The following is a 25,081-nucleotide window of genomic DNA, read 5'->3' as shown; positions in this document are numbered from 1 at the left end:
GCAACCCGTGCGCCGGTCGATCGCGCGTGCGTTTCGGCAGGCTCCGCCTTCGTTGCCGGCGTCGGGGGGACTCCCATGTTGAAGCATACCGCCATTTCCTTGATCGCATTGACCGCGGCAACGCCCGCGCTTGCGCAAACCAGCTCGCTGGGCGACGATATCGTCGTCACCGCATCGGGCATCGAACAGCCGCGCGACGAGGTCGGACAGGCGATCACGATCGTCGACGCCAAGACGATCGAACAGCGCCAGACGATCGACATCGTCGACCTGCTCGCGACGACGCCCGGGGTGCGGTTCAATCGCAACGGCAGCACGGGCGGCGTAACCGGCGTCTCGCTGCGCGGTGCCGAAACGACGCAGACCTTGGTCCTGATCGACGGCGTCAAGGTCAACGACCCCAGCGGCATCGGCGACGGATATGATTTCGGCCATCTGCTGACCGGTAACATCAGCCGGATCGAAGTGCTGCGCGGCTCGAACTCGGTCGTGCACGGCAGCCAGGCGATCGGCGGCGTCGTCAGCCTGATGACCGCGACTCCGGCCGAAGGTTTCGCGGCGAACGCCTCGGCCGAATATGGCTATAGCGACACGCTCAGCACCAAGGCCGACGTGTCGGGCACCGCCGGGCGCGTGTCGGGCGGCATCGGTGCCGCCTATTTCCGCACCGACGGCATTTCATCGGCCGCGGTCGGCACCGAAAAGGACGGTTACAAGAATTTCGCCGGCAACGCGCGGCTGAAGGTCGCGTTCAGCGATGCGCTCAGCCTCGACCTGCGCGGCTATTATATCAACGCCGACGTCGACTTCGACAGCTTCTTCGGTGCCCCGGCGGACAGCGGCGACGTTGCGAAGCTCAACCAATATGTCGGTTATGCAGGGCTGAACCTCGGCCTGTTCGACGGCCGCTTCACCAGCCGCGCGGCGGTGACCTATCTGCGCAACGACCGCGACAATTATTTCGTGCGCGGTACCCCGGCCGACTATGGGTATAAGGGCACCAACCTGCGCTTCGAATATCAGGGCGTCGTCGCCCCGGTCGAACAGGCGAAGCTGGTCTTCGGTTACGAGCATGAACGCCCCGATTATGATTTCTTCGGTTTCGGGTCGACCGCGACCGCGCGCGCCAATATCGACAGCGTCTATGCGCTCGGCATCGTTCAGCCGTTCACCGGCCTGTCGGTGACCGGCGGCGTTCGTCACGACGATCACAGCCAGTTCGGCGGGGCGACGACCTTTGGCGCCAACGCCAATTATTCGCCGAACGGCGGCGCGACCAACTTCCGCGCCAGCTATGGCGAGGGGTTCAAGGCGCCGTCGCTCTATCAGCTTTACGACAGCTTCAGCGGCAATGCGGCGCTGCGTCCCGAACAGTCGAAAAGCTATGATTTCGGCATCGACCAGAGTCTGGCGGACGGGCGCGCGCAGCTGTCGCTCACCGCCTTCCTGCGCAACACCACCGACCAGATCAACTACGACAATGCGACCTTCACCTATGGCAATATCGACCGCACCCGCGCCAAGGGCGTCGAGGCGACGCTGGCGCTGCGGCCGGTCGATGCGCTGAACCTCAGCGCGTCGTACAGCTATATCGACGCGCGCGACCGGTCGGGGCGGCCGGCGTTCGACGGCAAGCGGCTGCCGCGCCGCGCCGAACAGGCGATCAGCGTGTCGGTCGATTATGACTGGTCGTTCGGCCTGTCGACCGGCGCGACGATCACGATGGTCGGCGACAGCTTCGACGACGCGGCGAACAATGTGCCGCTCGACGGCTATGCACTCGCGGGCATCCGCGCCTCCTTCCCGGTCGGCGAGCATTTCGAGGTCTATGGCCGCGTCGATAATCTCTTCGATGCAAACTATGCGACCGCGTTCAACTATGGCGTCTATGGCCGTGCGGCCTATGGCGGCGTGCGCGTGAAGTTCTGACCCTCAGGCGCTGCCGGGTGATCCGGCAGCGCCGCAGGTGCGGGAGCAGGCGGAAATTCCTTTAGTGCGCCCTGACCGGAACCCTGGCGATCTGATCGGCCATGCTGCGCGCCGCGGTGGCATAGGCGGGGCTACCGCAGACCGTCCACGCCTGCGAGATGCTGATACGCGGAATGCCCTGGAGTGCGGGGTGATGGAGCATTTCGCTCCCCTGATCGGTGACGCGGTCGGTGGCGCTTTCGACGATCAGAAGGTCGGGCTCGGCCGCGACCATTTCCTCGAGGCTGAGCTGCGACAGCGGCGGCTTGCCGAGCTTGGCGGCGAGATTGACGACGCCGACGCGCGTCATCAGATCGTCGATCAGCGTGCCGGTGCCCGTCATATAGCCGCGCCGCTGATAATATGCGGCGACGCGTCCCTTGCCGGGCCGCACGACTGTCGCGAGCTGCCGGTCCATGTCGGCGATCATCGCCTCGCCGCGCGCGGGGTGCCCGACCGCCATGGCGGTCGCGCGGATCGCGGCCTGGATTTCGGCCAGCGTGTTCGCGCTCTGCAAGTCGAGCGTGCGGTAATTCTGTCCCTCGACCACCCCGAGCGTGGCGCGCGGCAACGGCATGCCGGCGACCAGATCGGGATCGAGGATCAATATTTCCTCGGCGGAATTACGCATCAGGCGCAGGCCGTGCGCCTTCGTGGCTTCGGCCGACATTTCGGGATCGCCCGCGTTGCGCGTCAGCCCGGCGATCTGGTCGCGGTCGGCGAGCGCGAGGATGAGCTGGTCGGTGCAGAGGTTGAGCGAGACGATGCGTTGTGGCTTGTGCCGCTGCGCCGCCGGCCGTGCGGTCGCGGCCCACAGCGCGGCGGCGCCCGCGCCCGCTATGGCAAGGCTTGCAAGCAGCAGGAGCGGGGCGCGGCGCATGGGGGCTTCCTTAATGCTGTGCGTCGCTGCTGCAAGCGGCTATCGCGGCGCCTATGACCGGGCGGCGCAATCTTCTTCTCTTGACGCTTGTCGCCCTGACGTTCGCGACCGCCATCGGCTCGCTGCTCCTCGGGCCGGTCGATCTGCCGCTGGCAGGCATCGCGGCGGCGCTTGGCGGTCATGGCGACAAGGTTACAGATATCATCCTCTTCGACCTGCGGCTCCCGCGCACGCTGCTTGCGATCATCGTCGGGGCGATGCTCGGGCTCGCCGGTGCCGCGCTCCAGGGCTATTTGCGCAATCCGCTCGCCGAGCCGTCGGTTCTCGGCACCTCGAATGCCGCCGCGCTCGGCGCGGTCGCGGCGATTTATTTCGGTCTTGCCGAGCTGCATCCGCTCGTCCTGCCGATCCTGTCGATCACCACCGCCTGCCTGTCGCTCGGCCTGCTCTTCGCGCTCGCCGGCCGGTCCGAAAGCCCGCTGACGCTGATCCTTGCGGGGATCGCGGTCGCGACGCTCGCCGGCGCGGGAATCAGCCTGTCGCTCAACCTTTCGCCCAATCCCTTCGCGGCGATGGAGATCATGACCTGGCTGATGGGCAGCCTCGAAAACCGGTCGTTCGGCCATGTCTGGATCGCGCTGCCCTGCGTCGCCGCCGGCATGGCGCTGTTGCTGTGGAACGGGCGCGCGCTCGACGCGCTGACCTTGGGCGAGGACGGCGCGCAGGCGCTCGGCGTCGACCTCAGGCGTACCCGTCTGCGGCTGCTCTTCGGCACCGCGATCGGGGTCGGCGGGGCGGTCGCGGTCGCCGGGTCGATCGGTTTCGTCGGGCTGATCGTGCCGCACCTGCTGCGTCCCTTCACCGACCGCAGCCCGTCGGCGATCCTGCTGCCGTCGGCGATCGGCGGCGCCGCGCTGCTCCTCCTCGCGGACCTTGCGGTGCGGGTCATCGCCACGAGCAGCGAGTTGAAGCTGGGCGTGGTGACAGCCTTTCTCGGCGTCCCCGTCTTCCTCCTCCACCTGATGCGCGAGCGGCGGCTATGGTGACGCTTACCCTCGATCGGGTCAGCGTCGCGCTCGGCCGACGCCAGGTCGTTCGCGACATAAGCGCCACCTTCGCCGCCGGCACGCTCGTCGGTATCGTCGGCCCCAATGGCGCTGGCAAATCGACGCTGGCGCGCGCGATGCTGGCGCTGGTGCCGCGCGAGGGCGACATCGCCATCGACGGCGACGATGTCGCGCGCTTGCCGCGTGCCGCGCTCGCCCGGCGCATCGCCTATCTGCCGCAGGGGCAGACATTGCACTGGCCGCTGACGGTCGCGCGGCTCATCGGCCTCGGCCGCCTGCCGCACCTCGGCCCGATGTCGAAAATAGGCGCGGCCGACGACATTGCGATCGAACGTGCGATGGCGCGCGCCGATGTGCTCGATTTGCGCGATCGCGATGCGACCGAGCTTTCGGGCGGCGAGCGGGCGCGCGTCCTGCTTGCCCGCGCGCTGGCGGTCGAGGCGCCGGTGCTGATCGCCGACGAACCGCTCGCCAGCCTCGACCCCGGGCACCAGATCGACGTGATGGAATTGCTGCACGCCGAAGCCGAAGCGGGCGGGCTCGTCATCGCGGTGCTCCACGACCTCACCATGGCGGCGCGCTATTGCGACCGTTTGTTGCTGGTCGACGCGGGAAGGCTGGTCGCCGACGGCGCGCCCGCCGCGGTGCTGACGAAGGACAATCTGCGCGCCGTTTACGGCATCGACGCCGAGGTCGACCTCGGCGGGAAGTGGCCGACGATCACCACGCTGGGCCGCATCCGGGCATGAGCATGGGCGCCCTGATGCTTCAGGGAACGGGGTCGGACGTCGGCAAGTCGGTGCTCGTTGCCGGCCTCTGCCGCGCCTTCGCCAACCGCGGCCTCGCCGTGCGGCCGTTCAAGCCGCAGAATATGTCGAACAATGCCGCGGTCACCGCTGACGGCGGCGAGATCGGCCGCGCGCAGGCGCTGCAGGCGATCGCCTGCCGCGTCGAACCGCACACGGACATGAACCCGGTGCTGCTGAAGCCGCAAGCCGATCGCACGTCGCAGCTGATCGTGCGCGGCAAGGTGCGCGGCACGCTCGGCAGCGGCAATTTCCGCGAAGCCCGCGGCGCGCTGCTCGCCGAAGTGCTTGAAAGCTATGAACGGCTGCGTGGCCAATGCGACCTGGTCGTCGTCGAGGGCGCCGGGTCGCCGGCAGAGATTAATCTGCGCGCCGGCGATATCGCGAACATGGGCTTCGCGCGCGCCGCCGGGGTGCCGGTGATCCTTGTCGGCGACATCGACCGCGGCGGCGTCATCGCATCGGTGGCCGGCACCCGGGCGGTGATCGACGAGGCGGACAGCGCGATGATTCGCGGCTTCCTGATCAACAAATTCCGCGGCGATCCCGCGCTGTTCGAGGACGGCTATCGCGAGATCGAACGGCGGACCGGCTGGCAAGGCCTGGGCGTCATCCCGTGGCTGGCGGCGGCGGCGCGGCTGCCGAGCGAGGATGGCGTCATTCTCGAGCGCCGCGCCGACCCGCGCGAGGGCCGCAAGATGATCGCTTGCCCGATCCTGCCGCGCATCGCCAATTTCGACGATCTCGATCCGCTACGGCTCGAAAGCGCGGTCGAGATCGTCATGGTGCCGCCGGGGCAGCCGATCCCGGCGGAGGCGGCGCTGATCATCCTGCCCGGATCGAAGGCGACGATCGCCGATCTCGCCGCGCTGCGGCGTGAAGGCTGGGATATCGACATCCAGGCGCATCACCGGCGCGGCGGCATGGTCCTGGGCCTGTGCGGCGGCTACCAGATGCTCGGCCACCGGATCGCCGACTCGCTTGGCATCGAGGGCGCCCCGGCGGCCGTCGATGGTCTCGGCCTGCTCGATGTCGAGACGCTACTGTCGCCCGCCAAAATATTGCGGCATGTCGCGGGGGAGGCGCTGGGATCGCGGGTCGAGGGTTATGAAATGCATATGGGCGAAACCGCGGGGCCCGGCACGGGTCGGCCCTTCGCGAGGCTCGATGACGGGACGGATGACGGCGCGATAAGTCCGCAAGGGACTGTCATGGGCTCCTACCTTCACGGGCTTTTCGCCTCGCCCGACCTGCGACGGTCGCTGCTGGCGCGTATCGGGCTGGTCGGCGACGGCCGCGACTATCGCGCGGACATCGACGCCGCGCTCGACGACATTGCCGCTGAACTGTCCGAACATGCCGATATCGATGCGATGCTCGCGTTCGCAGCCGACGCCGCATGATGCGGCGAAGCGCGTTAGCCCTCGGCGGGGTCGCGCCCGGGAAATTCGCTCGATTTAAGGGGAGGTCAGTGGATGCCCCGCGAGGATTCGAACCTCGATAGGCGGTATCAGAAACCGCAGTCTTACCATTAGACGACAGGGCACCAGTGAGGCGGGCGCAATATGACTGCGGGACCGTGCTGTCAAGGCTGCTGCACCGGAAAGAAGCCGTTCGTAACAGGTCGCTTGCCCTGCCGCATTTCGCCGCTAGCATCGCGGTATAACAAGATGAGGGACCGCGGTCCACGCGGATACCCCGAAGGAGTGGGCTGATGCGTCATGTCGCGATCGTCGGGTCGGGTCCCGCGGGCTATTATACCGCCGAAACATTGCAGAAGGCCGGCGATATCGCGGTCGACGTGATCGATCGGCTGCCCGTCCCCTATGGTCTGATTCGCACCGGCGTCGCCCCCGATCACCAGTCGATCAAGGCCGTATCGCGCCGCTACGAAGGCGTCGCGCTGGCCGACAATGTCCGTTTCGTCGGCCATGTTTCGGTCGGCAGCGACGTGACGATCGACGAACTGGTCGACCTCTATGATGCGGTCGTGCTGGCCACCGGCGCGCCGAACGACCGGCCGCTCGATATCCCCGGCGCCGACCTGCCCGGGGTGATCGGCAGCGCGGCGTTCGTCGGCTGGTATAACGGCCATCCCGATTTCGCCGGGCTGAACCCGGCGCTGGACGCCGCCGGGGTTGCGGTGATCGGCAACGGCAATGTGGCGCTCGACGTCGCGCGCATCCTCGCCAAGACGCCGTCCGAATTCGGCGGCAGCGACATCGTCGCGCACGCGCGCGAGGCGCTGGGGGGAAGCGGGGTGCGGCACATCCACATCCTCGGCCGCCGCGGCCCGCACCAGATCGCAATGACGCCGAAGGAGCTGGGCGAGCTTGGCCATCTCGACCGCGCCAGCCCGCGTGTCGACCCCGCCGACCTGCCGCCCGAGGGCGACGATGCGCTGCTCGAGCCGGGGATGCGCAAGTCGGTCACCCATTTGCGCAGCTTTGCCGCCAATCCGGTCGCGAAGCCGGTAACGATCGATTTCGATTTCTTCGCCATGCCGATCGCGATCGAGGGGGAGGGGCGGGCGCAGCGGATCATCGTCGAGCGGACGACGCTCGACAGCGACCTGCGCAGTCACGGCACCGGCGAAACCTATGCGATCGACGCGGGGCTGGTGATCAGCTGCATCGGCTATCAGACGCCGCCGATTCCCGGGGTGCCATACGAGCATGGGCGCGGCCGCTTCGCCAACGACGACGGGCGTATCCTGCCGGGGCTTTACTGCGTCGGCTGGGCGCGGCGCGGGCCGTCGGGGACGATCGGCACCAACAAGCCCGACGGGGCACGGATCGGCGAGATGGTGCTGGACGATATCGGGCGCGGCGGCGGCAAGGCGGGGCGTCCCGGGCTCGACGCGCTGCTCGCGAGCCGCGGCGTCACCCCAGTGACCTTCCGCGACTGGCGGCGGATCGAGGCGGCCGAGATCGCCGCGGCGCTCGATGGCAATCCGCGCGAGAAATTCGTCAGCGTCGAGGCGATGCTCGAAGCCATCGGGCGTTGAACGCAGCCTCGCGTACGGCGCTGCGCTGGCTGCTCGTAATCGCCTATGCGGCGGCGGGCTGTCTGCACCTCGCTCGCCCCGCGCCCTTCCTTGCGATCATCCCGCCATGGGTGCCGGAGCCCGAACTCGTCATCGCGGCGACGGGCGTCGCCGAACTGGCCGGGGCGGCCGGGCTGATGCTTCCCGCGACCCGCAAGGTGGCGGGCTGGGGGCTTGCGTTTTATGCATTGTGCGTATGGCCGGCGAATTTCCATCATGCGCTCGCCCATATCGCGATCGGCGGCGAGACGCTGGGCTGGTGGTATCACGGCCCGCGGCTCGCGGCGCAGCCGCTGATCATCTGGTGGGCGCTATGGGCAAGCGGCGCGGTCGATTGGCCGTTCGGAAGACGGCAAAGCTAGTCCGTCATTGCGAGCGAAGCGAAGCAATCCGGGGCAGTTGACGCGCGCTCTGGATTGCTTCGCTTCGCTCGCAATGACAGCGTCTTACTTCGCCACCGGCGTTTCGCCCGGCGGATCGCCGGCATGCGCGCTGGCATAGGCCTCGACCGCCTTCAGCACGCGCAGCATGTTGCCGCTGGCGATTTTTTCGAGATCGGCCTGGCTGTAACCGCGCTTCGCGAGTTCGGTGAACAGCGCCGGATAGCCGGTCACATCCTCCATGCCGACGGGGGCGGCGTCCATCCCGTCATAATCGCCGCCGATCCCGATATGATCGATGCCGATCGTCTTGCGGATATGGTCGATATGATCGGCGGCCTTGGCGATCGGCGTTTTCGGCGCCGGGTTTGCCGCGTCCCAGGCCTTGAGCCCCGCCTCGGCGGCGGCGGGATTGCCCATATATTGCGCGTCGAGCCGCGCCTTCTGCGCGGTGCGGGCGAGGCCGTGCTCACGCGCGGCGGGGTCGACGAAGCTGGCGTAGAGGACGACCATGATTACGCCGCCATTGGCCTTGACCGCGGGCAGCACGCTGTCGGGCACGTTGCGCGGATGGTCGTTGACGGCGCGCACCCCCGAATGGCTGAACATCACCGGGGCTTTCGTCGTTTCGAGCGCGTCCTTCATCGTCGCTTCGCTGACATGGCTGAGGTCGACGATCATGCCGATGCGGTTCATTTCGCGCACGACCTGGCGGCCGAAGTCGGTGAGCCCGTCGTGGAGCGGCGCGTCGGTCGCGCTGTCGCCCCACGGCGTGTTCTTGCCGTGGGTCAGTGTCATGTAGCGTGCGCCGAGTTCGCGCATCTGGCGGAGTACCGCGAGCGACGAGCCGATCGACTGGCCCCCCTCCATGCCCAGCATGCCCGCGACCTTGCCGGCCTTCATCGCCTTTTCGAGTTCGGTTGCGTTGGCAACGAGGACGAGATTGTTCGGATAGCGCGCGACGAGCCGCTTCATGACGTCGATCTGCTCGATCGTCTGCTGCACCGCTTCGGATTCATCGTCGTTCGAGGGGACATAGACCGACCAGAATTGCGCCCCGACATGGCCTTTGCGCAGGCGCGCGAGGTCGGTGTGCATCATCGGTACCGGCGGCGTCGCGTCGGGCTTGGCGGTGTCCGTCGTATCCTGGAAATCGAAGCCGTTGATCACATTGCCGACGCGCTCGCGCAGCGCCCACGGCACGTCATTATGCCCGTCGAACACCGGCGCGCGCTTGAGCGCCGCTTCGGCGACCGCTTCGGGCGCGGTCTGCGCCGCGGCGGGGGTGGACAGGAGGGCGAAAGCGGCCAGGCCGGCGAGCAGTTGGGGCTTGTTCATGGCGCGCGACCATAAGGCAGCGCACGAGGAAATCGAGCCCTAGATTTTATGGCAGCGCGCACGAATTTCCCTGCGGCTCGTAGCCGCGGCTCTTGACGTCGCGCCGTGCGCCGCACAGCCTCCCGTCATGACCGCTTTCGACGACTGGCGCGCCCGCTCGCCCTATTATGACGACACGCACGCGGCGCTGGCCGACAGCGTCCGCCGCTTCGTGACGCGCGAGATCGCGCCGCACATCGACCGCTGGGAGGCCGAGGGTGAATTGCCGCGCGAACTGCACAAGAAGGCGGCGGAAGCGGGGATATTGGGCCTTCGCTATCCCGAGCAATATGGCGGCCATTCGGAAGGCTTCGACCCATTCCACAGCCTGGTCGTCACCGAGGAACTCGCCGCGGTCGGCGCGGGCGGGCTCGGCGCGTCGCTGATGACGCACGGCATCGGCCTGCCGCCGATCCTCGCGCTCGGCGCGGACGAACTCAAACAGCGCGTCGCGCCGCCGGTGCTCGCGGGCGACAAGATCATCGCGCTCGGCATCACCGAGGCGGGGGGCGGCAGCGACGTCGCGAACCTCAAGACCACCGCGGTGCGCGACGGCGACGATTATATCGTCAACGGCGGCAAGATGTTCATCACCAGCGGCATGCGCGCCGACTGGCTGACCTGCGCGGTGCGCACCGGCGGGCCGGGCGCGGCGGGCATCTCGCTGCTGCTCATCGATATGGACAGCCCCGGGGTCGAGCGCACGCGGCTCGACAAGATGGGCTGGCGGTGCAGCGATACGGCGGCGATCCATTTCGGCGACGTGCGCGTCCCCGCCGAAAATCTGATCGGGGCAGAGAACGCCGGCTTCATCGGCATCATGCGCAATTTCAATTCCGAGCGGCTCGGCATGGCGATGGGCTGCTGCGCTTACGCCCGCGTTGCGATGGCCGAGGCGGCCGAATGGGCACAGCAGCGCGAAACCTTCGGGCGCCCGCTCGTCGGCCACCAGTCGATCCGCATCAAGCTCGCCGACATGGAACGCCAGATCGAAGCGACGCAGGCGTGGGTCGACCTCTGCGCGTGGCAGGTGAAGGAGGGCCGCGACCGCTCCGCCGACTTCGCGATGCTGAAGGTGCAGGCGACTCGGATGCTGGAGGCCGTCGCACGCGAGGCGGCGCAGGTGCTGGGCGGTGCATCCTATATCACCGGCAGCAAGGTCGAACGCATCTACCGCGAGGTTCGCGTCAATGCGATCGGCGGCGGCAGCGAGGAAATCCTGCTCGATCTGGCGGGGCGGCAGTTATTCGGGGGGAAGCGCTAGCCTTCTTCGCGCTGCTGTTCCGCCAGCACGCGCGATTCGGCTTTTAATGGCCGCGACACCGGGCAGACCTCCTGCGCATAGCCGTTGAGCACGTTGGTCAACGTGTCGGGGATCAAACGGTAAAAAACGAACTGGCCGCGTTTCTCGCTCACGATCAGCCCGGCATTTTCCAGCACCGAAAGATGCTGCGACACCGCCGGCTTGCTCATCTCGAAACGCGCCGCGATGTCGCCCGCACTCAGCTCCGCATGCGCAAGATAAGCGAGAATCTTGCGCCGCGGCGTCGATGCCAATGCCTGAAAAACCCGTTCCATAAGTCCCGAAATGGGCATTGCCAGCCCCCTTGACAAGAAATAATTTATTTAAGTAATTACTTATATTCTTTCTTCCAGGAGCCGGGCGATGCGAAGCAACCATGATCCCCATGCCGTCAACTTCCTGATCGAAGAGGTCGGCCCCGACCCACGCAAGGGCCGCGTGCGCCCCGACGCGCCAAGCATAATCTGGAATGGCGGCATGGCAGCGACCGCGCTCGCCGCCGGCCCCTTCTTCGTCACACCCTCGGCAATCCTGCTCTTCTTCGTCACGACCGGCGCAGCGCTGCTCCTCGGGCACAGCGTCGGTTATCACCGCATGATGATCCATGGCAGCTTCGCCGCCCCGCGCTGGCTTGCCCGCGTGCTCGTCTGGTTCGGCGCCTTCGTCGGCATGGCCGGTCCTTATGGCATCATTCGCGCGCACGACACGCGCGACTGGGCGCAGCGGCAGGCCGATTGTCACCCCTTTCTTGCGCACAAGACGCACATCCTCCGCGACGCCTGGTGGCAAATCTATTGCCGGCTCGACCTCGATCATCCGCCGCGCTTTGATTTGAGCGAACTCGAAACCGATCCCTTCTATCGCTGGCTCGAAGCGACGTGGCGCTGGCAGCAACTCCCCGTCGCTTTCCTGTTCTTCGCCATCGGTGGCTGGAGCTGGGTCATCTGGGGTGTCGCCGCGCGGGTCGCGATCGCCAACCACGGTCACTGGCTTGTCGGCCATCTCGCGCACAATCGGGGTCCCCAGCATTGGACAGTCGATGCCCATGGCGTGCAGGCCTTTGATGTGCCCTGGGCGGCAATCCCGACGATGGGTGAGGCGTGGCACAATAATCATCACGCCTATCCGGGGTCGGCGCGCATCGGGCTGCATCCCGGGCAGAGTGACTGGGGCTACGCGTTCATCCGCTTATGCGAGCGGCTCGGCCTGATCCGGAATGTCCGCACGCCCGAAACCATGGGTCTGCGCGATGGCCTCTCCGAGGTCCCTCGACACGGGCCCGGCTTCACGGCACAATTGCCGCATGGACACGCCATCACATAGCTGGCCCGCCGCGGCCGAAACCCTCCTCGACGACCTCGTCGATCTCCGCCGGGCCATCCACCGCGAGCCCGAATTGGGGCTGCAGAATCCCAAGACGCTTGCGAAGATCAAGGATGCGCTCGCCGGTCTGCCGCTCGAATTTCGCGAGGGGCCGTCGACCACGGGCCTGATTGCCATTTTGCGCGGGCCCGCCAATGGCCGCACGGTGCTGCTGCGCGGCGACATGGATGCGCTGCCGTTGCTCGAGGATACCGGGCTCGACTTCTCCTCCGAGACGGCGGGCGCGATGCACGCGTGCGGGCATGACACGCATGTCGCGATGCTCGTCGGCGCGGCGAAGCTGCTGTGCGCCGCCCGCGACCGGCTGCCCGGGACCGTGATGTTCATGTTCCAGCCGGGCGAGGAAGGCCATCATGGTGCGCGCTTCATGCTCGATGACGGCATCATCGATCCGCTGCCCGACGCGGCCTTTGCGCTCCACATCATGCCCAACGCGCCGCACGGCATCTTTGCCGGGCGCGCGGGGCCGCTGCTCGCCTCGTCCGACGTACTGTCGATTACCGTCAAGGGCGCGGGCGGCCATGCATCGATGCCGCACGACAGCATCGATCCGATCCCGGTGGCCTGCGCGATCGTCACCGCGATCCAGACGATGGTGACGCGCCGCATTTCGGTATTCGACCCCGCGGTCGTCACCATCGCCAAGATCGCGGCGGGAACGACGAACAACATCATTCCCGAAACGGCCGAGATGCTCGGTACCATCCGCACGCTGTCGCCCGAACGGCGGGCCATGGTGGCGCGCGAACTGAAACGTCTCGCCCCCGCGATCGCCGAGGCGCATGGCTGCGCCGCCGACGTGACGATCGACGAGGGCTTTCCGGTCACCATTTGCGACGCCCGCGCGGTCGCCTTTGGTCAGGAGGTGGTCGAGGCGACCTTCGGCGAGGCGGCGTGGCTGACGATGGACAATCCGGTGATGGGCGCCGAGGATTTCTCCTACGTCCTCGAAAAAGTCCCCGGCGCGATGTTCTGGCTCGGCGCGAGCGAGGCGGGGAGCGACTGGCGCCAGTGCTGCGGGCTGCACAGCAACCATATGGTGCTCGATGAAAGCGTGATGGCGCGCGGTGCGGCGCTGCATGCGGCGCTGGCCGAACGGTTTTTGAACGAGGGGTTCAACGCATGATCAACATCATCGGAGCGATCATTTCGGGCTTGATCATCGGCGCGCTGGCGCGTTTCTTCTATCCGGGTGCGGTCGAGATGGGATGGGTCGCGACGATCCTGCTCGGCATCGGCGGGTCGTTGCTCGCCGGCCTCGCCACCTCGCGCGGCCGCGGCGACTTTCACCGCGCAGGCTGTCTCGCCTCGGTGATCGGTGCGATCGTGCTGATCCTCGTCGGGCGGCTGCTGGGTGTTGGCGGATAAGGAGGATTATCTCACGCAAAGGCGCAAAGGCGCAAAAAGAAGATGCGAAGTCAATTTTGGTGATTGTTGACGATGCGCTTGACGCCTTCTTTAAATGTTTCGCCGCCGAAATTGATCAGCAGGCCCAAGGGCAGATCAAGCAGTCGAAGATAGGTCAGGACTTGTTTGCCGTGAAGCGGCGAAAGCCGTTCCACGGATTTCAGTTCGATCAGCAACGCCCCTTCGACGAGCAAGTCGGCTCGAAAGCCTTCTGGCAACTCGATACCATCATAGTGGATCGCGATAGGTGCTTGCCGTTGGACATATAGTCCGCGCCGCGCCAGCTGGTCAGCCATGACGGCTTCATAGACCGATTCGAGCAAACCCGGACCGAGATTCTTGTGAAGATGAAATCCGCAATCGACGGTGATGCGCGCAATGTCTTCGATATTCACCGCGGCGTCCCCTTCTTTGCGCCTTCGCGCCTTTGCGTGAGGTTTTCCTAAATCACCCTCACGGCACCAGCACCGTATCGACAGCTTGCGGCAGCAATTCGGGGTAATCGAGCGTATAGTGCAGCCCGCGGCTTTCCTTGCGGTGGAGCGCGCTGCGCACGATCAGCTCGGCGCATTGCAGCAGGTTGCGAAGTTCGATCAGGTCGGTGGTCACGCGGAAATGGCCGTAATAGTCGCCGACTTCGTGCGTCATCATGTCGATGCGATGCCGCGCGCGCTCAAGGCGCTTGGTCGTCCGCACGATGCCGACATAATTCCACATGAAGCGGCGGATTTCGGTCCAGTTCTGCTTGATCACCACCTCTTCGTCCGAATCGGTGACGCGGCTTTCGTCCCACGGGCGGATCGCGGGCGGGGTGTCGAGTTCGTCCCAGCGCGCGATGATATCCTTCGCCGCCGCCTCGCCGAAAACAAAGCATTCGAGCAGCGAATTGGAGGCGAGGCGGTTCGCGCCGTGGAGCCCGCTTTCGGTGCATTCGCCCGCCGCATAGAGGCCGGGCAGGTCAGTACGTCCGTCGAGGTCGATCAGCACCCCGCCGCAGGTATAATGCTGCGCGGGCACCACCGGAATCGGCCCCTTGGTCATATCGATGCCGAGCGTCAGCAGCTTTTCATAGATGTTCGGGAAATGCCCGGCGACGAAATCGGGGTCCTTGTCGCTGATGTCGAGATGGACATAGTCGAGCCCCGACCGCTTGATCTGATCGTCGTTCGCGCGCGCCACGACATCGCGCGGTGCGAGTTCGGCGCGCGCGTCATAATCGGGCATATAGCGGTGCCCGGTAACCGGGTGCTTCAAGATGCCGCCCTCGCCGCGCACCGCTTCGGTGATCAGGAAATTCTTGACGTCGAGATTATAGAGGCAGGTCGGGTGGAACTGCATCATTTCCATGTTCGATACCCGCGCCCCCGCGCGCCACGCCATCGCGATGCCGTCGCCGGTCGCGCCGCGCGGCGCGGTCGAAAATTGGTAGACGCGTCCCGCCCCGCCGCTCGCAAGGATCGTCGCGCGGCCGACATGCGCGTGGACCTTGCCCGTCTTTTCATCGAGCGCATAGACGCCCCAGACGCGTCCCGACCCCGAATAGCGCGCTTCGTGGCGGCCGGTGATCAGGTCGATGCATGCCTGCCCGGGCAGCAGGGTGATGTTCCGATGCGCCTCGGCGGTCTTCAATAGCGCCGCCTGCACCGCCCAGCCGGTCGCGTCGTCGACATGCACGATGCGGCGGTGCGAATGGCCTCCCTCGCGCGTCAGGTGGAGCGCCTCGGCTTCCTTGTTGAACGGCACGCCCATCTCGATCAGCCGCAGAATCGCATGCGGGGCGTTTTCGACGACGAACTCGACCGTCTCGCGCCGGTTGAGCCCGGCGCCCGCGACCATCGTATCCTCGATATGATTTTCGAACGTGTCGCCGGCATCGAGCACCGCGGCGATGCCGCCCTGCGCCCAGGCGGTCGACCCGCCGGTCAGCTCACCTTTCGCGAGCACGAGCACGCGGCAATGATCGGCGAGCGCGATCGCGGCGGTGAGGCCCGCGGCGCCGGAGCCGACGATGATGACGTCGTGCTGGCTAGTCGGTTCGGCCATGGCCCTTCCCTCTCATCCGTTCGTCCTGAGCTTGTCGAAGGACCGTATTTCTTGACCGCTAAAGAAAGGGCAGGGCTTCGGCAATCCCGGATCCGGCCCCGGACCGAACGGCAAATAGCTATGCGTTATCCATTCGCCGCCCGCGTCAAATTCAGGAACACATCTTCCAGATCGGCTTCGCGGGTCGAAACGTCGACGATGCCGTGGCCCATCGCGTTCACCGCCGCGAGCACTTCGCCCGCGTTCATGCGATCCTTGTTGTAGCTGATCGCGAGCCCGCGTGTTCCCTCGCGTTCGACCTTGTCGAAGGCAGGGTGCGTCGGCAGGTCAGTGATTTCCTGATCGAGGGTCACCACGACGATCTTCTCGCGCGCCATGTCGAGCAGCTCGCGCGTCGGCTTGTTCGCGATCAGCCGGCCGTGGTTGATGATCGCGATCCGGTCGCACAGCTCCTCGGCCTCTTCCAGATAATGCGTCGTCAGCACCACGGTGACGCCGCGATCGTTGAGCGACTGGACGTAGGACCAGAGCTGCTGACGCAGTTCGATATCGACCCCCGCGGTCGGCTCGTCGAGCACGATGATCGGCGGCGAATGGACCATCGCCTTCGCCACCAGCAGCCGGCGCTTCATCCCGCCCGACAGCGTGCGCGCATAGGCATCGCGCTTGTCCGACAGATGCACCGCGGCGAGCAACTCATCCGAAATCCGCTTGTGCTTGGGCACGCCATAGAGGCCGGCCTGATTCTCGAGCGTCTCGAACGGGGTGAAGAAGGGATCGAAGACGATTTCCTGCGGCACGATGCCGATCGAATATTTGGCGTTCCTGGGATCGGCGTCGATGTCGAAGCCCCAGATGCTTGCCGAGCCGCTCGTCTTGTTGACCAGCCCGGCGAGAATGTTGATCAGCGTCGACTTGCCCGCGCCGTTCGGCCCCAGCAGCCCGAAGATCTGCCCGCGCGGCACGTCGAAGCTGACATTGTCGAGCGCCCGCTTGCCGCCGGCATAGGTTTTCGAGACGGCGTCGATGCGGATGGCGGCTTCACTCATGGCGGCTTCCATAGCCGCGCGCCCTGACCTGCGAAAGCCTTCTTCTCGGACCTGATTTTCTGGTCAGCGCCGCGTTAACGCTAAATTGGAAGGTGGCCGCTAGAGGGGGAGGGGTGAGGACCAGGCACATATTATGCCCGCTGCCTGCGCAGCGCGGCCTGATCGCCATTGCGCTGCTGATCGCGCCCGCCGCGGCTTCGCCGGCGCTGGCGCAGAACAGCGCGCAGAGCGAGGCCGAAGCGATCGTGCTTCGCCCGCTCTCCTTTTTCAAAGCCAATGACCTCGACTTCGGCGATATCATCGCATCGGGCAGCGCGGGAACCGTGCGTCTCTATCCCGATGGGTCACGCACGAAGACCGGCGGCGTGACGCTGGCGGGCGGCGGCGGCGAACCCGCGCGTTTCGCCGGGCTCGGCACGCCGCAGCGCCAAGTCAATATCTCGCTGGGATCGAGCACGATCTGGATCACCGGCCTCGGCACGCGGATGCGCGTGCGCGATTTCGAGATCGGGTCGACGCCGACCGCGATCCTTTCGACCTCGCCGACGCGCTTCCGGATCGATAGCGCGCTCGGCAACTATAATTTCCCGGTCGGCGCGACGCTCGAGGTCGGCGCCAACCAGACGCCGGGCGATTACAGCGGGACCTTCACGATCACCCTGAATTATCTCTGATTCCGCTTGTGGGGAGGACGGAACCGGGGACCACTCGCGTCTGAAGAGGCGCGCGCCGGTGCCGTCATTTGGCGGGCATGAGCAACCGCACCAATATCGCCGTCGTCGCATCGAGCGGCGCCGGCGACTGTTCGGTCTTTGCCATCGTCATCGCCCCCGAATAAGCCGCGACGATGAAGCGGGCGAGGTCGGCGGGTGCGGCGCCGGCAAAGGCCGGCGGCATCGGTCCGGCGGCGAGGCGCGCGGCGATGCTGTCCTGCCAGCCGGCGAAGATCGCCCGCAACGCATCGCGGAAATCCGCATCGGAAAAGGCGAGTTCGACCGCGAGATTGTTGACCGGGCAACCGCGGACGAACCCCTGTTCGCCCAGCTCGCCGCCGATCGCGCGCATCGCTTCGCGCACCCCGTCGGCAGCGGTCGGCGCGGCGAGGACGGGGTCCAGCCATGCGGCGCGCAGCGCGCCCGTCACGCGCTCGTGCACAACCGCGAGACCGAGCGCCTTCTTCGATTCGAAATGATGGTGGAAGGCGCCGCTCGACACTCCCGCCAGCCGCTTTACATCCTGCACCGACGTGTCGTGATAGCCGCGCGCCTGGAACAGCTCGGCGGCGGCATCGAGGATGCGCGCGCGCATCCCTTCGGGATCATTGGTCCGGATTTTGCCGCGGCGCCTGTTTTCCATCGCCGCCGACGCTAGGCGGTTTTGCCGGCGCCGAACAGGGCTCCGGTTGTGACAAATCGGCTACATCATCCGATTAATCGCGCGCGCCATGGCCCGATTGATAGGATTAATGGCCCATATGATGGAATTGTGCTGCGGTCGCTTATTGCAAATCATTCTCAATCGCTATACGGGGCGGGCGACCAAATTCGGAAAATTCAGGGGGTTTTCATGCGCCGTTGCTCATCCGCCATTCGCGTCATCGCCCTGCTGATGGCGGGCGCCGCGACCTTGCCGGTTGCGGCCCACGCGCAGGATGCGGTCTCTCCCGAGGCGGTCGAAGCCGATGGCGGCGTCGAGGCAGTCAAGCAGGACGATGGCGCGATCATCGTCACCGCGCGCCGCTTCGTTCCCTCGGGCGCGATCACTGCGAGCAAGACGACCGCGCCGCTGATCGAAACGCCGCAGTCGGTGTCGGTGATCTCGCGCGACCAGATCGACCTTTTGAACTTCGTCGATGTTCAGCAGGCGGTGCGTTACACCGCGGGTGTCGCGGGCGAAAATTACGGGCCGGACCTGCGCTTCGACTTTTTGCGCGTGCGCGGTTTCGTGCCCGTCCAATATATCGACGGCATGCAGGCGCCGGTCAGCGACACGATCGACAACGTCGGCATCGACCTCTACGGCTTCGACGCGATCGATATCCTCAAGGGGTCGGCGAGCACGCTTTATGGCAGCACCCCCCCGGGTGGCATCTATAATCTGACCAGCCGCCGCCCCTCCACCCGGACGGGGGGCGAGATTCAGGTCAAATATGGCACCGACGATTTCAAGCAGGTCGCGGGCACCGTCACCGGCGAGTTGACCAACGGCATCAGCGCCCGGCTGACCGGCCTTTATCGCGACCGCGACGGGCAGACCGACTTCGTCACCGCACGGCGCGCCTATGTCGCTCCGGCCGTGACGTTCGAGATCGGACCCGATACGAAGCTGACCGCGCTCGGCTATTATCAGTGGGACCGGGTCGAAGGCGACACCAATGGCTTCCTGCCCGCGAATGGCGTGTTGTTCGACAATCCCGTCGGCAAGGTCCGCCGCGGCATCAATCTTGGCGAGCCCGATTATAATTTCTATCGTCGCGAACAATGGGGTGCGGGTTATGAACTGACGCACCGTTTTTCGAGCGCGCTCAGCTTCACGCAAAATCTTCGCTGGACCGACTATAGCGAATATCAGCAGATCATCTACGCGTCGGGCCTCGCCGCGGACAATCGCACCGTTTCGCGCTCGAACTTCCCGTTCGCCGACGATACCCAGCAATTCGCGGTCGACAACCGCTTCGATGCCAATTTCGCGACCGGTGCAATCGAGCATCGCGTGCTCGTCGGCTTCGACTATCGCAACTATCGCGAGCAGTCGGCCTTCGCCTTCGCCGGCGCGACCGATATCGACCTGTTCGATCCGGTTTACAGCACGGCGCCGATCACCGCGCCGGCGCTGGGTGCGTTTACCGACGTCCGGCTGAAGCAATATGGCCTTTATGCGCAGGACCAGATGAAGATCGACAATTTCATCCTGACGCTGTCGGGGCGGCAGGACTGGTCCAGGGTCACGCGCTACCTGACCACGCCGGTCACCCAGACCAATCAGGACAAGTTCACCTGGCGTGTCGGCGCCACCTATGTGACCGAAGCGGGCGTCGCCCCCTATGTCAGCTATTCGACCTCTTTCCTGACCAATGTCGGTTCGACCATCGGGGGAACGCCCTTCGTGCCGAGCACGGGCAAGCAATGGGAAGCGGGTGTCAAATATGACGCGCGCAACTTGGGCGATGACGTAAAGCTCTTCGCCACCGCCGCCCTGTTCCGGATCGTGCAGGACAATCCGCTGCTGACCGATCCGAACGCCGTCTTTTTCGACATCCAGACGGGACGGATCGTGTCCAAGGGTTTCGAGGCCGAATTCGTCGGCCGTTTCTACCAGAAGCTGAGCGTCAACGCGTCCTACAGCTTTACCGACGCCAAGATCACGCGCAGCGATTTCCCGCCCGAGGTCGGCGCACGGCTCGAAGCCACGCCGCGCCACAAGGCGTCGCTGTTCGTCGATTACACGCAGGATACCGGCGCGCTGGCCGGCTTCGGCGGCGGCGCCGGGGTGCGCTATCTCAGCAGCAGCCCGGGCGTGACCCCGTCGACCATTCCCGCCATTCTCTACACCAGCCCCGCGGTGACCTTGTTCGACGCGACGCTGCATTACGACATCCCGGGCTGGCGGCTTGCAATCAACGGCAGCAATATCTTCGATAAGCGCTATGCAGGCCGCTGTAACGGGCCGGTCGGGTGTTTCTTCGCCCAGAGCCGGCAGATCGTCGCCACGGCGACCAAGCGTTTTTAAAGCATCGTCAGCATCATGGGCCGCGAAGGAAACTTCGCGCTCCTTTCCGATGACACAGGCTAGCTCCGCCGCATCGCCCAGATGACGACAAGCGCGGGGATGCTCAGCGCGATCCACGACATCGCATCGCGCAGCCCATCGCCGGTCAGCGCGACGACAAGTCCGGCGACGCTCGCGAGTCCGATGGCGGCGGGCGCGGCGAAGATCCTGCGCAGGCCGTGCTGGCGCGCCTTGCTCATCCGGCGGGCACCACCTGGCCGCCGGTTTCGACTTCGCGGACGAGCGCGTCGGTCCCGGCGCGCCGCTTGCCGAGCCAGAGGTAGAGGCCCGAGCTGAGGACGATGATCGTGAAGCCGGTCAGGATCGCCCACAGGATCTTGAGCGGCAGTCCGCCATAGTCGCCGAAATGCAACGGCTGCGATACGAACAGCGCCTGTGCGTACCAGGGCATCGGCCGCGCATCGACGAATGCACCGGTTTCGGCATCGACGAGCACGGGGGTCAGCAGACGCTCGGTCAGCGCGGTATCGCCCTGAAAGAAGATCGCATAATGATGCTTGCTGCTGAAATCGCCGCCGGGAAAAGCGATGAACTGCGGGTTGTTGCCGGGAACTGCGCGGCGCGCGGCCGCCATCGCCGTGTCGATCGAACCGTAACGCGCGGGCGCTAGCGCGCGCTTGCCGGCATAGGCGCGCACCATGTCGGCGAGTTCGGTTGTCTGCCACTGCGCGAAGATCGGGGTGGCGAGCGCGTTGATCACCCCCGTCGCGCCGACGACGGTCATCCAGGCGAGCGCGACGATGCCGAGCAGGTTGTGATAATCGAGCCATTTGACGCGGCGGCTGCGCGAGGTGCGGAGCGTGCCGAAATCGAGCTTGCGCATGAAGGGGGTGTAGAGGACGACGCCCGAGACGATCGCGACGACGAAGAGCAGCCCCATGAAGCCGAGGAAGAGCATGCCGGGGAGGCCGAGGAACATGTCGGTGTGGAGCTGGAGGATGAAGTGCATCACCCCGGCCTCGTCGACCGCGCCCGTCGTTTTACCCGTCGAGCGGTCGAGAAGCTGGATCGTCATGTCTTCGGCCGGCGAATCGGGGCGCGGCGCGGTGGTGACCGTCATCGACGGCTGGTCGTTGTCGAACGCCATGAACACCGGCACTTCGCCGGGACGCGCGGCGAGCGCCCTGGTCAGCATTGCGTCGAGCGGTGCAAGATGCGGATCGGTTCCCGACGATCCGACCCCGGGCAGGCCAAATTGCGGCGTCGCTTCGCTCAGTTCGTCGATCTCGTGATGAAAGATCAGCGGCAGACCGGTCACGCACAGCATCAGCAGAAAGGCGGTGCAGACGATACTCGTCCATTTGTGGATGAGGAACCATGTCCGGATGGTCGATCGTTGCATGGCAGATGGGGCCGCTGTTATGGCGAGAAATAATCCATGGGCCTTATGGAGTGCCCTGGCATTTAACAACCCGTTTCACGGCGTTCGTCTCGCTGCGCCGGCCTGCTATGCCATCATTCGAGCCAGCCGGGATCGTCATCGATTGCGTCCTGGCACGCGGGCGCCGCGATAGCGCTTTACCTTCCTTTCACGGGGAGCCACTATGGATGGGCTCGAGGGACCGCTCGCATCGATGGAACCCGCATGCCCATGATCCGGGAAATGCAGCGATTGCGCGCCGAACATGCGGCTTTGGTCACCCTGTCGCATATTCTGGCCGGCATGGTTCGCGCGCCGCGACCGCCGCGTGCAACCGCGCTGCTTTCGGCGCGGAGCCTGTTTCGCGACACGCTGCTTCGTCACCTCAAATGCGAGGATTGGGTGCTCTATCCGCGGCTGAAGGCGAGCGGCGATCCCGAACTGATCCGGATCACGCGCGAATTCGAGCTCGAAATGGGCGACCTCGCGATGGATTTCACCGCCTATGATGACAAATGGACCATCGAGCGGGCCGAGGCGGCGTGGCTCGATTTCTGCCGCGAGACCGCGATCATGCTCGAGATATTGGGGACGCGGATAGAACGCGAGGAACGCGACCTCTATCCGCTCGCCGAAAAGCTGCGTCCGGCGCAGAGCGTCATCGATACCGGGGCGGGGCGGGGCCGGACCGGCCATTTCCGGTCAAGCGAGCCGCGCCGGGCCTGATCGAAATCCGGCGGCATCGGTTGCCGATTGTCGCCGTTTCTTCTTCTATCGGTCATCGCGGCGTCATGCCTATGCCGCAACGCAGCAATATCGCTTGCCTAAAGCCCCCGCGATCCGCGCGCCATTTCGGCGCGGGGCAAAGGGGATTCACGCATGACTTATCCGTTCAGGAACCGCCTGCGGGCTGGGGCCGCCTTGATCGCCGTGCTGGCTGCGACGCCGGCGCTTGCCGGGGAACCGGCGGCCGATGCGGCCGGTGCAGCCGATGCCGGGGCCGAAGAGATCGTCGTGCTCGGCCGCGGTCAGGCGCGGCAGGTGCAGGAACTGGGCGCCGCCGACATTGCACTCGAAGTGTCCGGGATCAGCCCTCTCAAAGCCATCGACAAGCTGCCGGGGGTCAATTTCCAGGCGGCCGATCCGTTCGGCGCCTATGAATGGTCGGCGCGCATTTCGATCCGCGGGTTCAGCCAGAACCAGCTCGGCTTCACGCTCGACGGCATTCCGCTCGGCGACATGAATTACGGCAACCATAACGGCCTGCACATCAGCCGCGCGATCATCAGCGAAAATGTCGGCCGGGTGGAGGTCGCGCAGGGCGCGGGTTCGCTCGCCGCGGCATCGACGAGCAACCTTGGCGGCACGATCGAATTCTTCTCGCGCGAACCCGCCGCGGAATTCGGGGTCGAGGCATCGGGCACCTATGGCAGCGATGAGACCAAGCGCGCGTTCGTCCGTCTCGACAGCGGCGAAATCGCGCCCGGCGGGCCGCGCCTGTCGCTGAGCTACGCCTGGCAGGATGCCGACAAGTGGAAGGGCAACGGCGCCCAGCGCCAGCATCAGGTCAACGCCCGCATCGTCCAGCCGGTCGGCGACGGCCAGTTCTTCGGCTTCGTCAACTATTCGGACCGCCGCGAGAACGACTATCAGGACATGAGCGCCGAGATGATCGACCGCCTCGGTTACGGCTGGGACAATTATGCGAAAAATTGGGATCTCGCGGTCGATGTCGCCAAAATCTATCAGAACCAGGTCGCCCGCGCGGCCTATGACGACGGGATCAAAAAGGGCACTATCCCCGCCGGTACGCCTTTCACGGCGCCTTACGCCGGGGCCGGCCAGGCTTTCCCGGCACCGATCGAGACGGTCGACGATGCCTATTATGACGCCGCGGGGCTCCGCAAGGACTGGCTCGGCGGGGTCGGCGTCGAAGCACCGCTCAGCGAACATTGGACGCTGAAGGCGCTGGGCTATTATCATGGCAACAAGGGGCGCGGGCTGTGGTTCACCCCCTATGTGACGACCCCGGGCGGCGCGCCGATGACGATCCGCACGACCGAATATGCCATCGAACGCTATGGCATCGTCGCCTCCAGCCTGTTCACGCTTGGCGCCAACAAGCTCGAAGTCGGCCTGTGGTACGAGGATAATGACTTCAACCAGGCGCGCCGCTTCTACGGGCTTGCCGACACGGCCGGCGCGCCGAGCCGCGGCAGCCTCAAATTCCCGAAGGATCCGCTGGCGACGCAGTGGGACTTCGATTTCAACACCCAGACGCTGCAATATCATGTGCAGGACACGCTCGACCTCGGGCGATTCCAGATCAACGCGGGGTGGAAGGGGCTGCGCGTCACCAACCTCGCGACGCCGACCGTCAGCGGCGGGCTCGCGTCGGGGAAGACCGAGGTCCGCGACTGGTTCCTGCCGCAGGCCGGCCTGCTGTTCCGCCTCAACGACGATAACGAGCTGTTCGCGAGCTACACCGAAAATATCCGCGCCTATGAATCGTCGGCGACCGGCGGCCCCTTCGCGACGACGCAGGACGGCTTCGACGCGCTCGACCTGAAGCCCGAGACATCGACGACCTATGAGCTGGGTTTTCGGACCAAATCCTCGCGTTTTCAGGGCGTGATCGCGGGCTATTATGTCGACTTCAAGGACCGCATCATCGCCTTTGCGAACGGATCGGGCATCCAGGGCAATCCGGCGATCCTCAGCAATGTCGGCGACGTCCGCTCGTGGGGTGTCGAGGCGGCGGGCACGTTCCGCGTCACGCCTGAACTGTCGCTCTTCGCTTCCTATGCCTATAATAATTCGGAATATCAGGACGATGTCGTCAACGCGGCGGGTGCGATTGTCGCGGCGACCGCGGGCAAGACGGTGGTTAATTCGCCCAAGCATCTCGCGAAGGGCGAGATCACCTGGGACAATGGCACCTTCTTCGCGCGGGTCGGCGCCAATTACACGTCGAAGCGCTATTACAGTTATGAGAATGACGCCGATGTCGGCAGTTTCGTGATCGTCGATGCCAGCATCGGCTATCGCCTGAATGACCGCATCTCGATCCAGGCGAATGCGACGAACCTGTTCGACAAGGAATATGTGTCGACGATCGGCACCAACGGCTTTGCGAACCGCGGCGACAGCCAGACGCTGCTGGCCGGGGCGCCGCAGCAGTTTTTCGTGACGCTGAAGGCGGGTTTCTAAATACCCCTTTCCA

23 protein-coding genes and 1 tRNA gene are annotated in these 25,081 nt (G+C 65.6%); 14 read left to right on the top strand and 10 right to left on the bottom strand.

Annotated elements, in window-relative coordinates:
• Nucleotides 1–75 precede the first annotated feature (75 nt).
• Nucleotides 76–1,929: a TonB-dependent receptor plug domain-containing protein gene (locus tag FHR22_RS19305; protein ID WP_166945299.1), complete on the top strand. Its 1,854-nt coding sequence runs from the start codon at nucleotides 76–78 to the stop codon at nucleotides 1,927–1,929.
• Between the two features lie 61 nt (nucleotides 1,930–1,990).
• On the opposite strand, the gene FHR22_RS19300 is transcribed toward FHR22_RS19305, so the two are convergent.
• Nucleotides 1,991–2,848, bottom strand: coding sequence for an ABC transporter substrate-binding protein (locus FHR22_RS19300; RefSeq protein ID WP_166945298.1), 858 nt, complete (start codon nucleotides 2,846–2,848; stop codon nucleotides 1,991–1,993).
• Between the two features lie 53 nt (nucleotides 2,849–2,901).
• Between FHR22_RS19300 and FHR22_RS19295 the strand changes: the two genes are divergently transcribed.
• From FHR22_RS19295 to FHR22_RS19285, 3 genes are read left to right on the top strand one after another with little or no spacing between them, the layout of a single operon-like run.
• Nucleotides 2,902–3,894, top strand: coding sequence for a FecCD family ABC transporter permease (locus FHR22_RS19295; RefSeq protein WP_166945297.1), 993 nt, complete (start codon nucleotides 2,902–2,904; stop codon nucleotides 3,892–3,894).
• Nucleotides 3,888–4,664: an ABC transporter ATP-binding protein gene (locus FHR22_RS19290; RefSeq protein WP_166945296.1), complete on the top strand. Its 777-nt coding sequence runs from the start codon at nucleotides 3,888–3,890 to the stop codon at nucleotides 4,662–4,664. The genes FHR22_RS19295 and FHR22_RS19290 overlap by 7 nt, the downstream gene beginning before the upstream one ends.
• 2 nt (nucleotides 4,665–4,666) lie before the next feature.
• The gene (locus FHR22_RS19285; protein WP_166945350.1) at nucleotides 4,667–6,124 is read left to right on the top strand and encodes a cobyric acid synthase; all 1,458 of its coding nucleotides are present in this window, start codon (nucleotides 4,667–4,669) and stop codon (nucleotides 6,122–6,124) included.
• A 69-nt stretch (nucleotides 6,125–6,193) separates the two neighbouring features.
• On the opposite strand, the gene FHR22_RS19280 is transcribed toward FHR22_RS19285, so the two are convergent.
• A tRNA-Gln gene (locus FHR22_RS19280) sits at nucleotides 6,194–6,267 on the bottom strand.
• A gap of 168 nt (nucleotides 6,268–6,435) precedes the next feature.
• On the opposite strand from FHR22_RS19280, the gene FHR22_RS19275 reads away from it, so the two are divergent.
• Nucleotides 6,436–7,728 carry an FAD-dependent oxidoreductase gene (locus FHR22_RS19275; RefSeq protein WP_166945295.1) on the top strand — a complete coding sequence of 431 codons (1,293 nt, stop codon included), beginning with the start codon at nucleotides 6,436–6,438 and terminating at the stop codon, nucleotides 7,726–7,728.
• Nucleotides 7,725–8,129, top strand: a complete 405-nt coding sequence (locus FHR22_RS19270) for a DoxX family protein (protein WP_279588438.1) — start codon at nucleotides 7,725–7,727, stop codon at nucleotides 8,127–8,129. Before FHR22_RS19275 ends, FHR22_RS19270 begins: the two co-directional genes overlap by 4 nt.
• Before the next feature lie 84 nt (nucleotides 8,130–8,213).
• On the opposite strand, the gene FHR22_RS19265 is transcribed toward FHR22_RS19270, so the two are convergent.
• A complete protein-coding gene (locus FHR22_RS19265; protein ID WP_166945294.1) occupies nucleotides 8,214–9,485 on the bottom strand; it encodes a dipeptidase in 1,272 nt (423 codons plus the stop codon).
• 127 nt (nucleotides 9,486–9,612) lie between these two features.
• Here FHR22_RS19265 and FHR22_RS19260 point away from each other — a divergent pair, with 127 nt between their 5' ends.
• A complete protein-coding gene (locus FHR22_RS19260; protein WP_166945293.1) occupies nucleotides 9,613–10,788 on the top strand; it encodes an acyl-CoA dehydrogenase family protein in 1,176 nt (391 codons plus the stop codon).
• On the opposite strand, the gene FHR22_RS19255 is transcribed toward FHR22_RS19260, so the two are convergent.
• Complete coding sequence (locus tag FHR22_RS19255) at nucleotides 10,785–11,120, bottom strand: metalloregulator ArsR/SmtB family transcription factor (protein WP_243853862.1); 336 nt, start codon at nucleotides 11,118–11,120, stop codon at nucleotides 10,785–10,787. The genes FHR22_RS19260 and FHR22_RS19255 overlap by 4 nt on opposite strands.
• A 70-nt stretch (nucleotides 11,121–11,190) precedes the next feature.
• Here FHR22_RS19255 and FHR22_RS19250 point away from each other — a divergent pair, with 70 nt between their 5' ends.
• The 3 genes from FHR22_RS19250 to FHR22_RS19240 are packed head-to-tail and all read left to right on the top strand — an operon-like array spanning nucleotide 11,191 to nucleotide 13,578.
• Nucleotides 11,191–12,150, top strand: coding sequence for an acyl-CoA desaturase (locus FHR22_RS19250; protein WP_208417807.1), 960 nt, complete (start codon nucleotides 11,191–11,193; stop codon nucleotides 12,148–12,150).
• Nucleotides 12,131–13,336, top strand: a complete 1,206-nt coding sequence (locus FHR22_RS19245; protein WP_166945292.1) for a M20 metallopeptidase family protein — start codon at nucleotides 12,131–12,133, stop codon at nucleotides 13,334–13,336. The genes FHR22_RS19250 and FHR22_RS19245 overlap by 20 nt, the downstream gene beginning before the upstream one ends.
• On the top strand, nucleotides 13,333–13,578 hold the full coding sequence (locus FHR22_RS19240) for a GlsB/YeaQ/YmgE family stress response membrane protein (RefSeq protein ID WP_166945291.1): 246 nt from the start codon (nucleotides 13,333–13,335) through the stop codon (nucleotides 13,576–13,578). Before FHR22_RS19245 ends, FHR22_RS19240 begins: the two co-directional genes overlap by 4 nt.
• A 50-nt stretch (nucleotides 13,579–13,628) precedes the next feature.
• On the opposite strand, the gene FHR22_RS19235 is transcribed toward FHR22_RS19240, so the two are convergent.
• The 3 genes from FHR22_RS19235 to FHR22_RS19225 all read right to left on the bottom strand — a co-directional run bounded on the left by FHR22_RS19235 (nucleotide 13,629) and on the right by FHR22_RS19225 (nucleotide 16,709).
• Entirely contained in the window at nucleotides 13,629–14,012 is a 384-nt protein-coding gene (locus tag FHR22_RS19235; protein WP_166945290.1) for a GxxExxY protein, read from the bottom strand.
• Between the two features lie 58 nt (nucleotides 14,013–14,070).
• Nucleotides 14,071–15,660 (bottom strand): L-aspartate oxidase, encoded by a 1,590-nt coding sequence (gene nadB / locus FHR22_RS19230; RefSeq protein ID WP_166945289.1) that lies wholly within the window; start codon nucleotides 15,658–15,660, stop codon nucleotides 14,071–14,073.
• 125 nt (nucleotides 15,661–15,785) lie between these two features.
• Nucleotides 15,786–16,709, bottom strand: coding sequence for an ABC transporter ATP-binding protein (locus FHR22_RS19225; RefSeq protein ID WP_166945288.1), 924 nt, complete (start codon nucleotides 16,707–16,709; stop codon nucleotides 15,786–15,788).
• A gap of 113 nt (nucleotides 16,710–16,822) precedes the next feature.
• On the opposite strand from FHR22_RS19225, the gene FHR22_RS19220 reads away from it, so the two are divergent.
• Nucleotides 16,823–17,383: a DUF4402 domain-containing protein gene (locus FHR22_RS19220; RefSeq protein ID WP_166945287.1), complete on the top strand. Its 561-nt coding sequence runs from the start codon at nucleotides 16,823–16,825 to the stop codon at nucleotides 17,381–17,383.
• 64 nt (nucleotides 17,384–17,447) lie between these two features.
• On the opposite strand, the gene FHR22_RS19215 is transcribed toward FHR22_RS19220, so the two are convergent.
• A complete protein-coding gene (locus FHR22_RS19215) occupies nucleotides 17,448–18,017 on the bottom strand; it encodes a TetR/AcrR family transcriptional regulator (RefSeq protein WP_208417806.1) in 570 nt (189 codons plus the stop codon).
• 258 nt (nucleotides 18,018–18,275) lie between these two features.
• Here FHR22_RS19215 and FHR22_RS19210 point away from each other — a divergent pair, with 258 nt between their 5' ends.
• The gene (locus FHR22_RS19210; protein WP_166945285.1) at nucleotides 18,276–20,438 is read left to right on the top strand and encodes a TonB-dependent siderophore receptor; all 2,163 of its coding nucleotides are present in this window, start codon (nucleotides 18,276–18,278) and stop codon (nucleotides 20,436–20,438) included.
• A 59-nt stretch (nucleotides 20,439–20,497) separates the two neighbouring features.
• Here the strand turns inward: FHR22_RS19210 and FHR22_RS19205 are convergent, their stop codons facing one another.
• Nucleotides 20,498–20,677 carry a hypothetical protein gene (locus FHR22_RS19205; protein WP_166945284.1) on the bottom strand — a complete coding sequence of 60 codons (180 nt, stop codon included), beginning with the start codon at nucleotides 20,675–20,677 and terminating at the stop codon, nucleotides 20,498–20,500.
• Entirely contained in the window at nucleotides 20,674–21,840 is a 1,167-nt protein-coding gene (locus FHR22_RS19200; RefSeq protein WP_166945283.1) for a PepSY-associated TM helix domain-containing protein, read from the bottom strand. Before FHR22_RS19200 ends, FHR22_RS19205 begins: the two co-directional genes overlap by 4 nt.
• 243 nt (nucleotides 21,841–22,083) lie before the next feature.
• Between FHR22_RS19200 and FHR22_RS19195 the strand changes: the two genes are divergently transcribed.
• Both FHR22_RS19195 and FHR22_RS19190 read left to right on the top strand, forming a co-directional pair.
• Nucleotides 22,084–22,584: a hemerythrin domain-containing protein gene (locus FHR22_RS19195; RefSeq protein WP_166945282.1), complete on the top strand. Its 501-nt coding sequence runs from the start codon at nucleotides 22,084–22,086 to the stop codon at nucleotides 22,582–22,584.
• A 153-nt stretch (nucleotides 22,585–22,737) separates the two neighbouring features.
• Nucleotides 22,738–25,068: a TonB-dependent receptor gene (locus tag FHR22_RS19190; protein WP_166945281.1), complete on the top strand. Its 2,331-nt coding sequence runs from the start codon at nucleotides 22,738–22,740 to the stop codon at nucleotides 25,066–25,068.
• Nucleotides 25,069–25,081: the final 13 nt, after the last annotated feature.

Source organism: Sphingopyxis panaciterrae (genome assembly GCF_011762125.1).
In the GTDB taxonomy this organism is placed as follows: domain Bacteria; phylum Pseudomonadota; class Alphaproteobacteria; order Sphingomonadales; family Sphingomonadaceae; genus Sphingopyxis; species Sphingopyxis panaciterrae.
The sequence above is the reverse complement of the archived record's forward strand: the minus strand, read 5'-3'. Positions and strand labels throughout refer to the sequence as shown.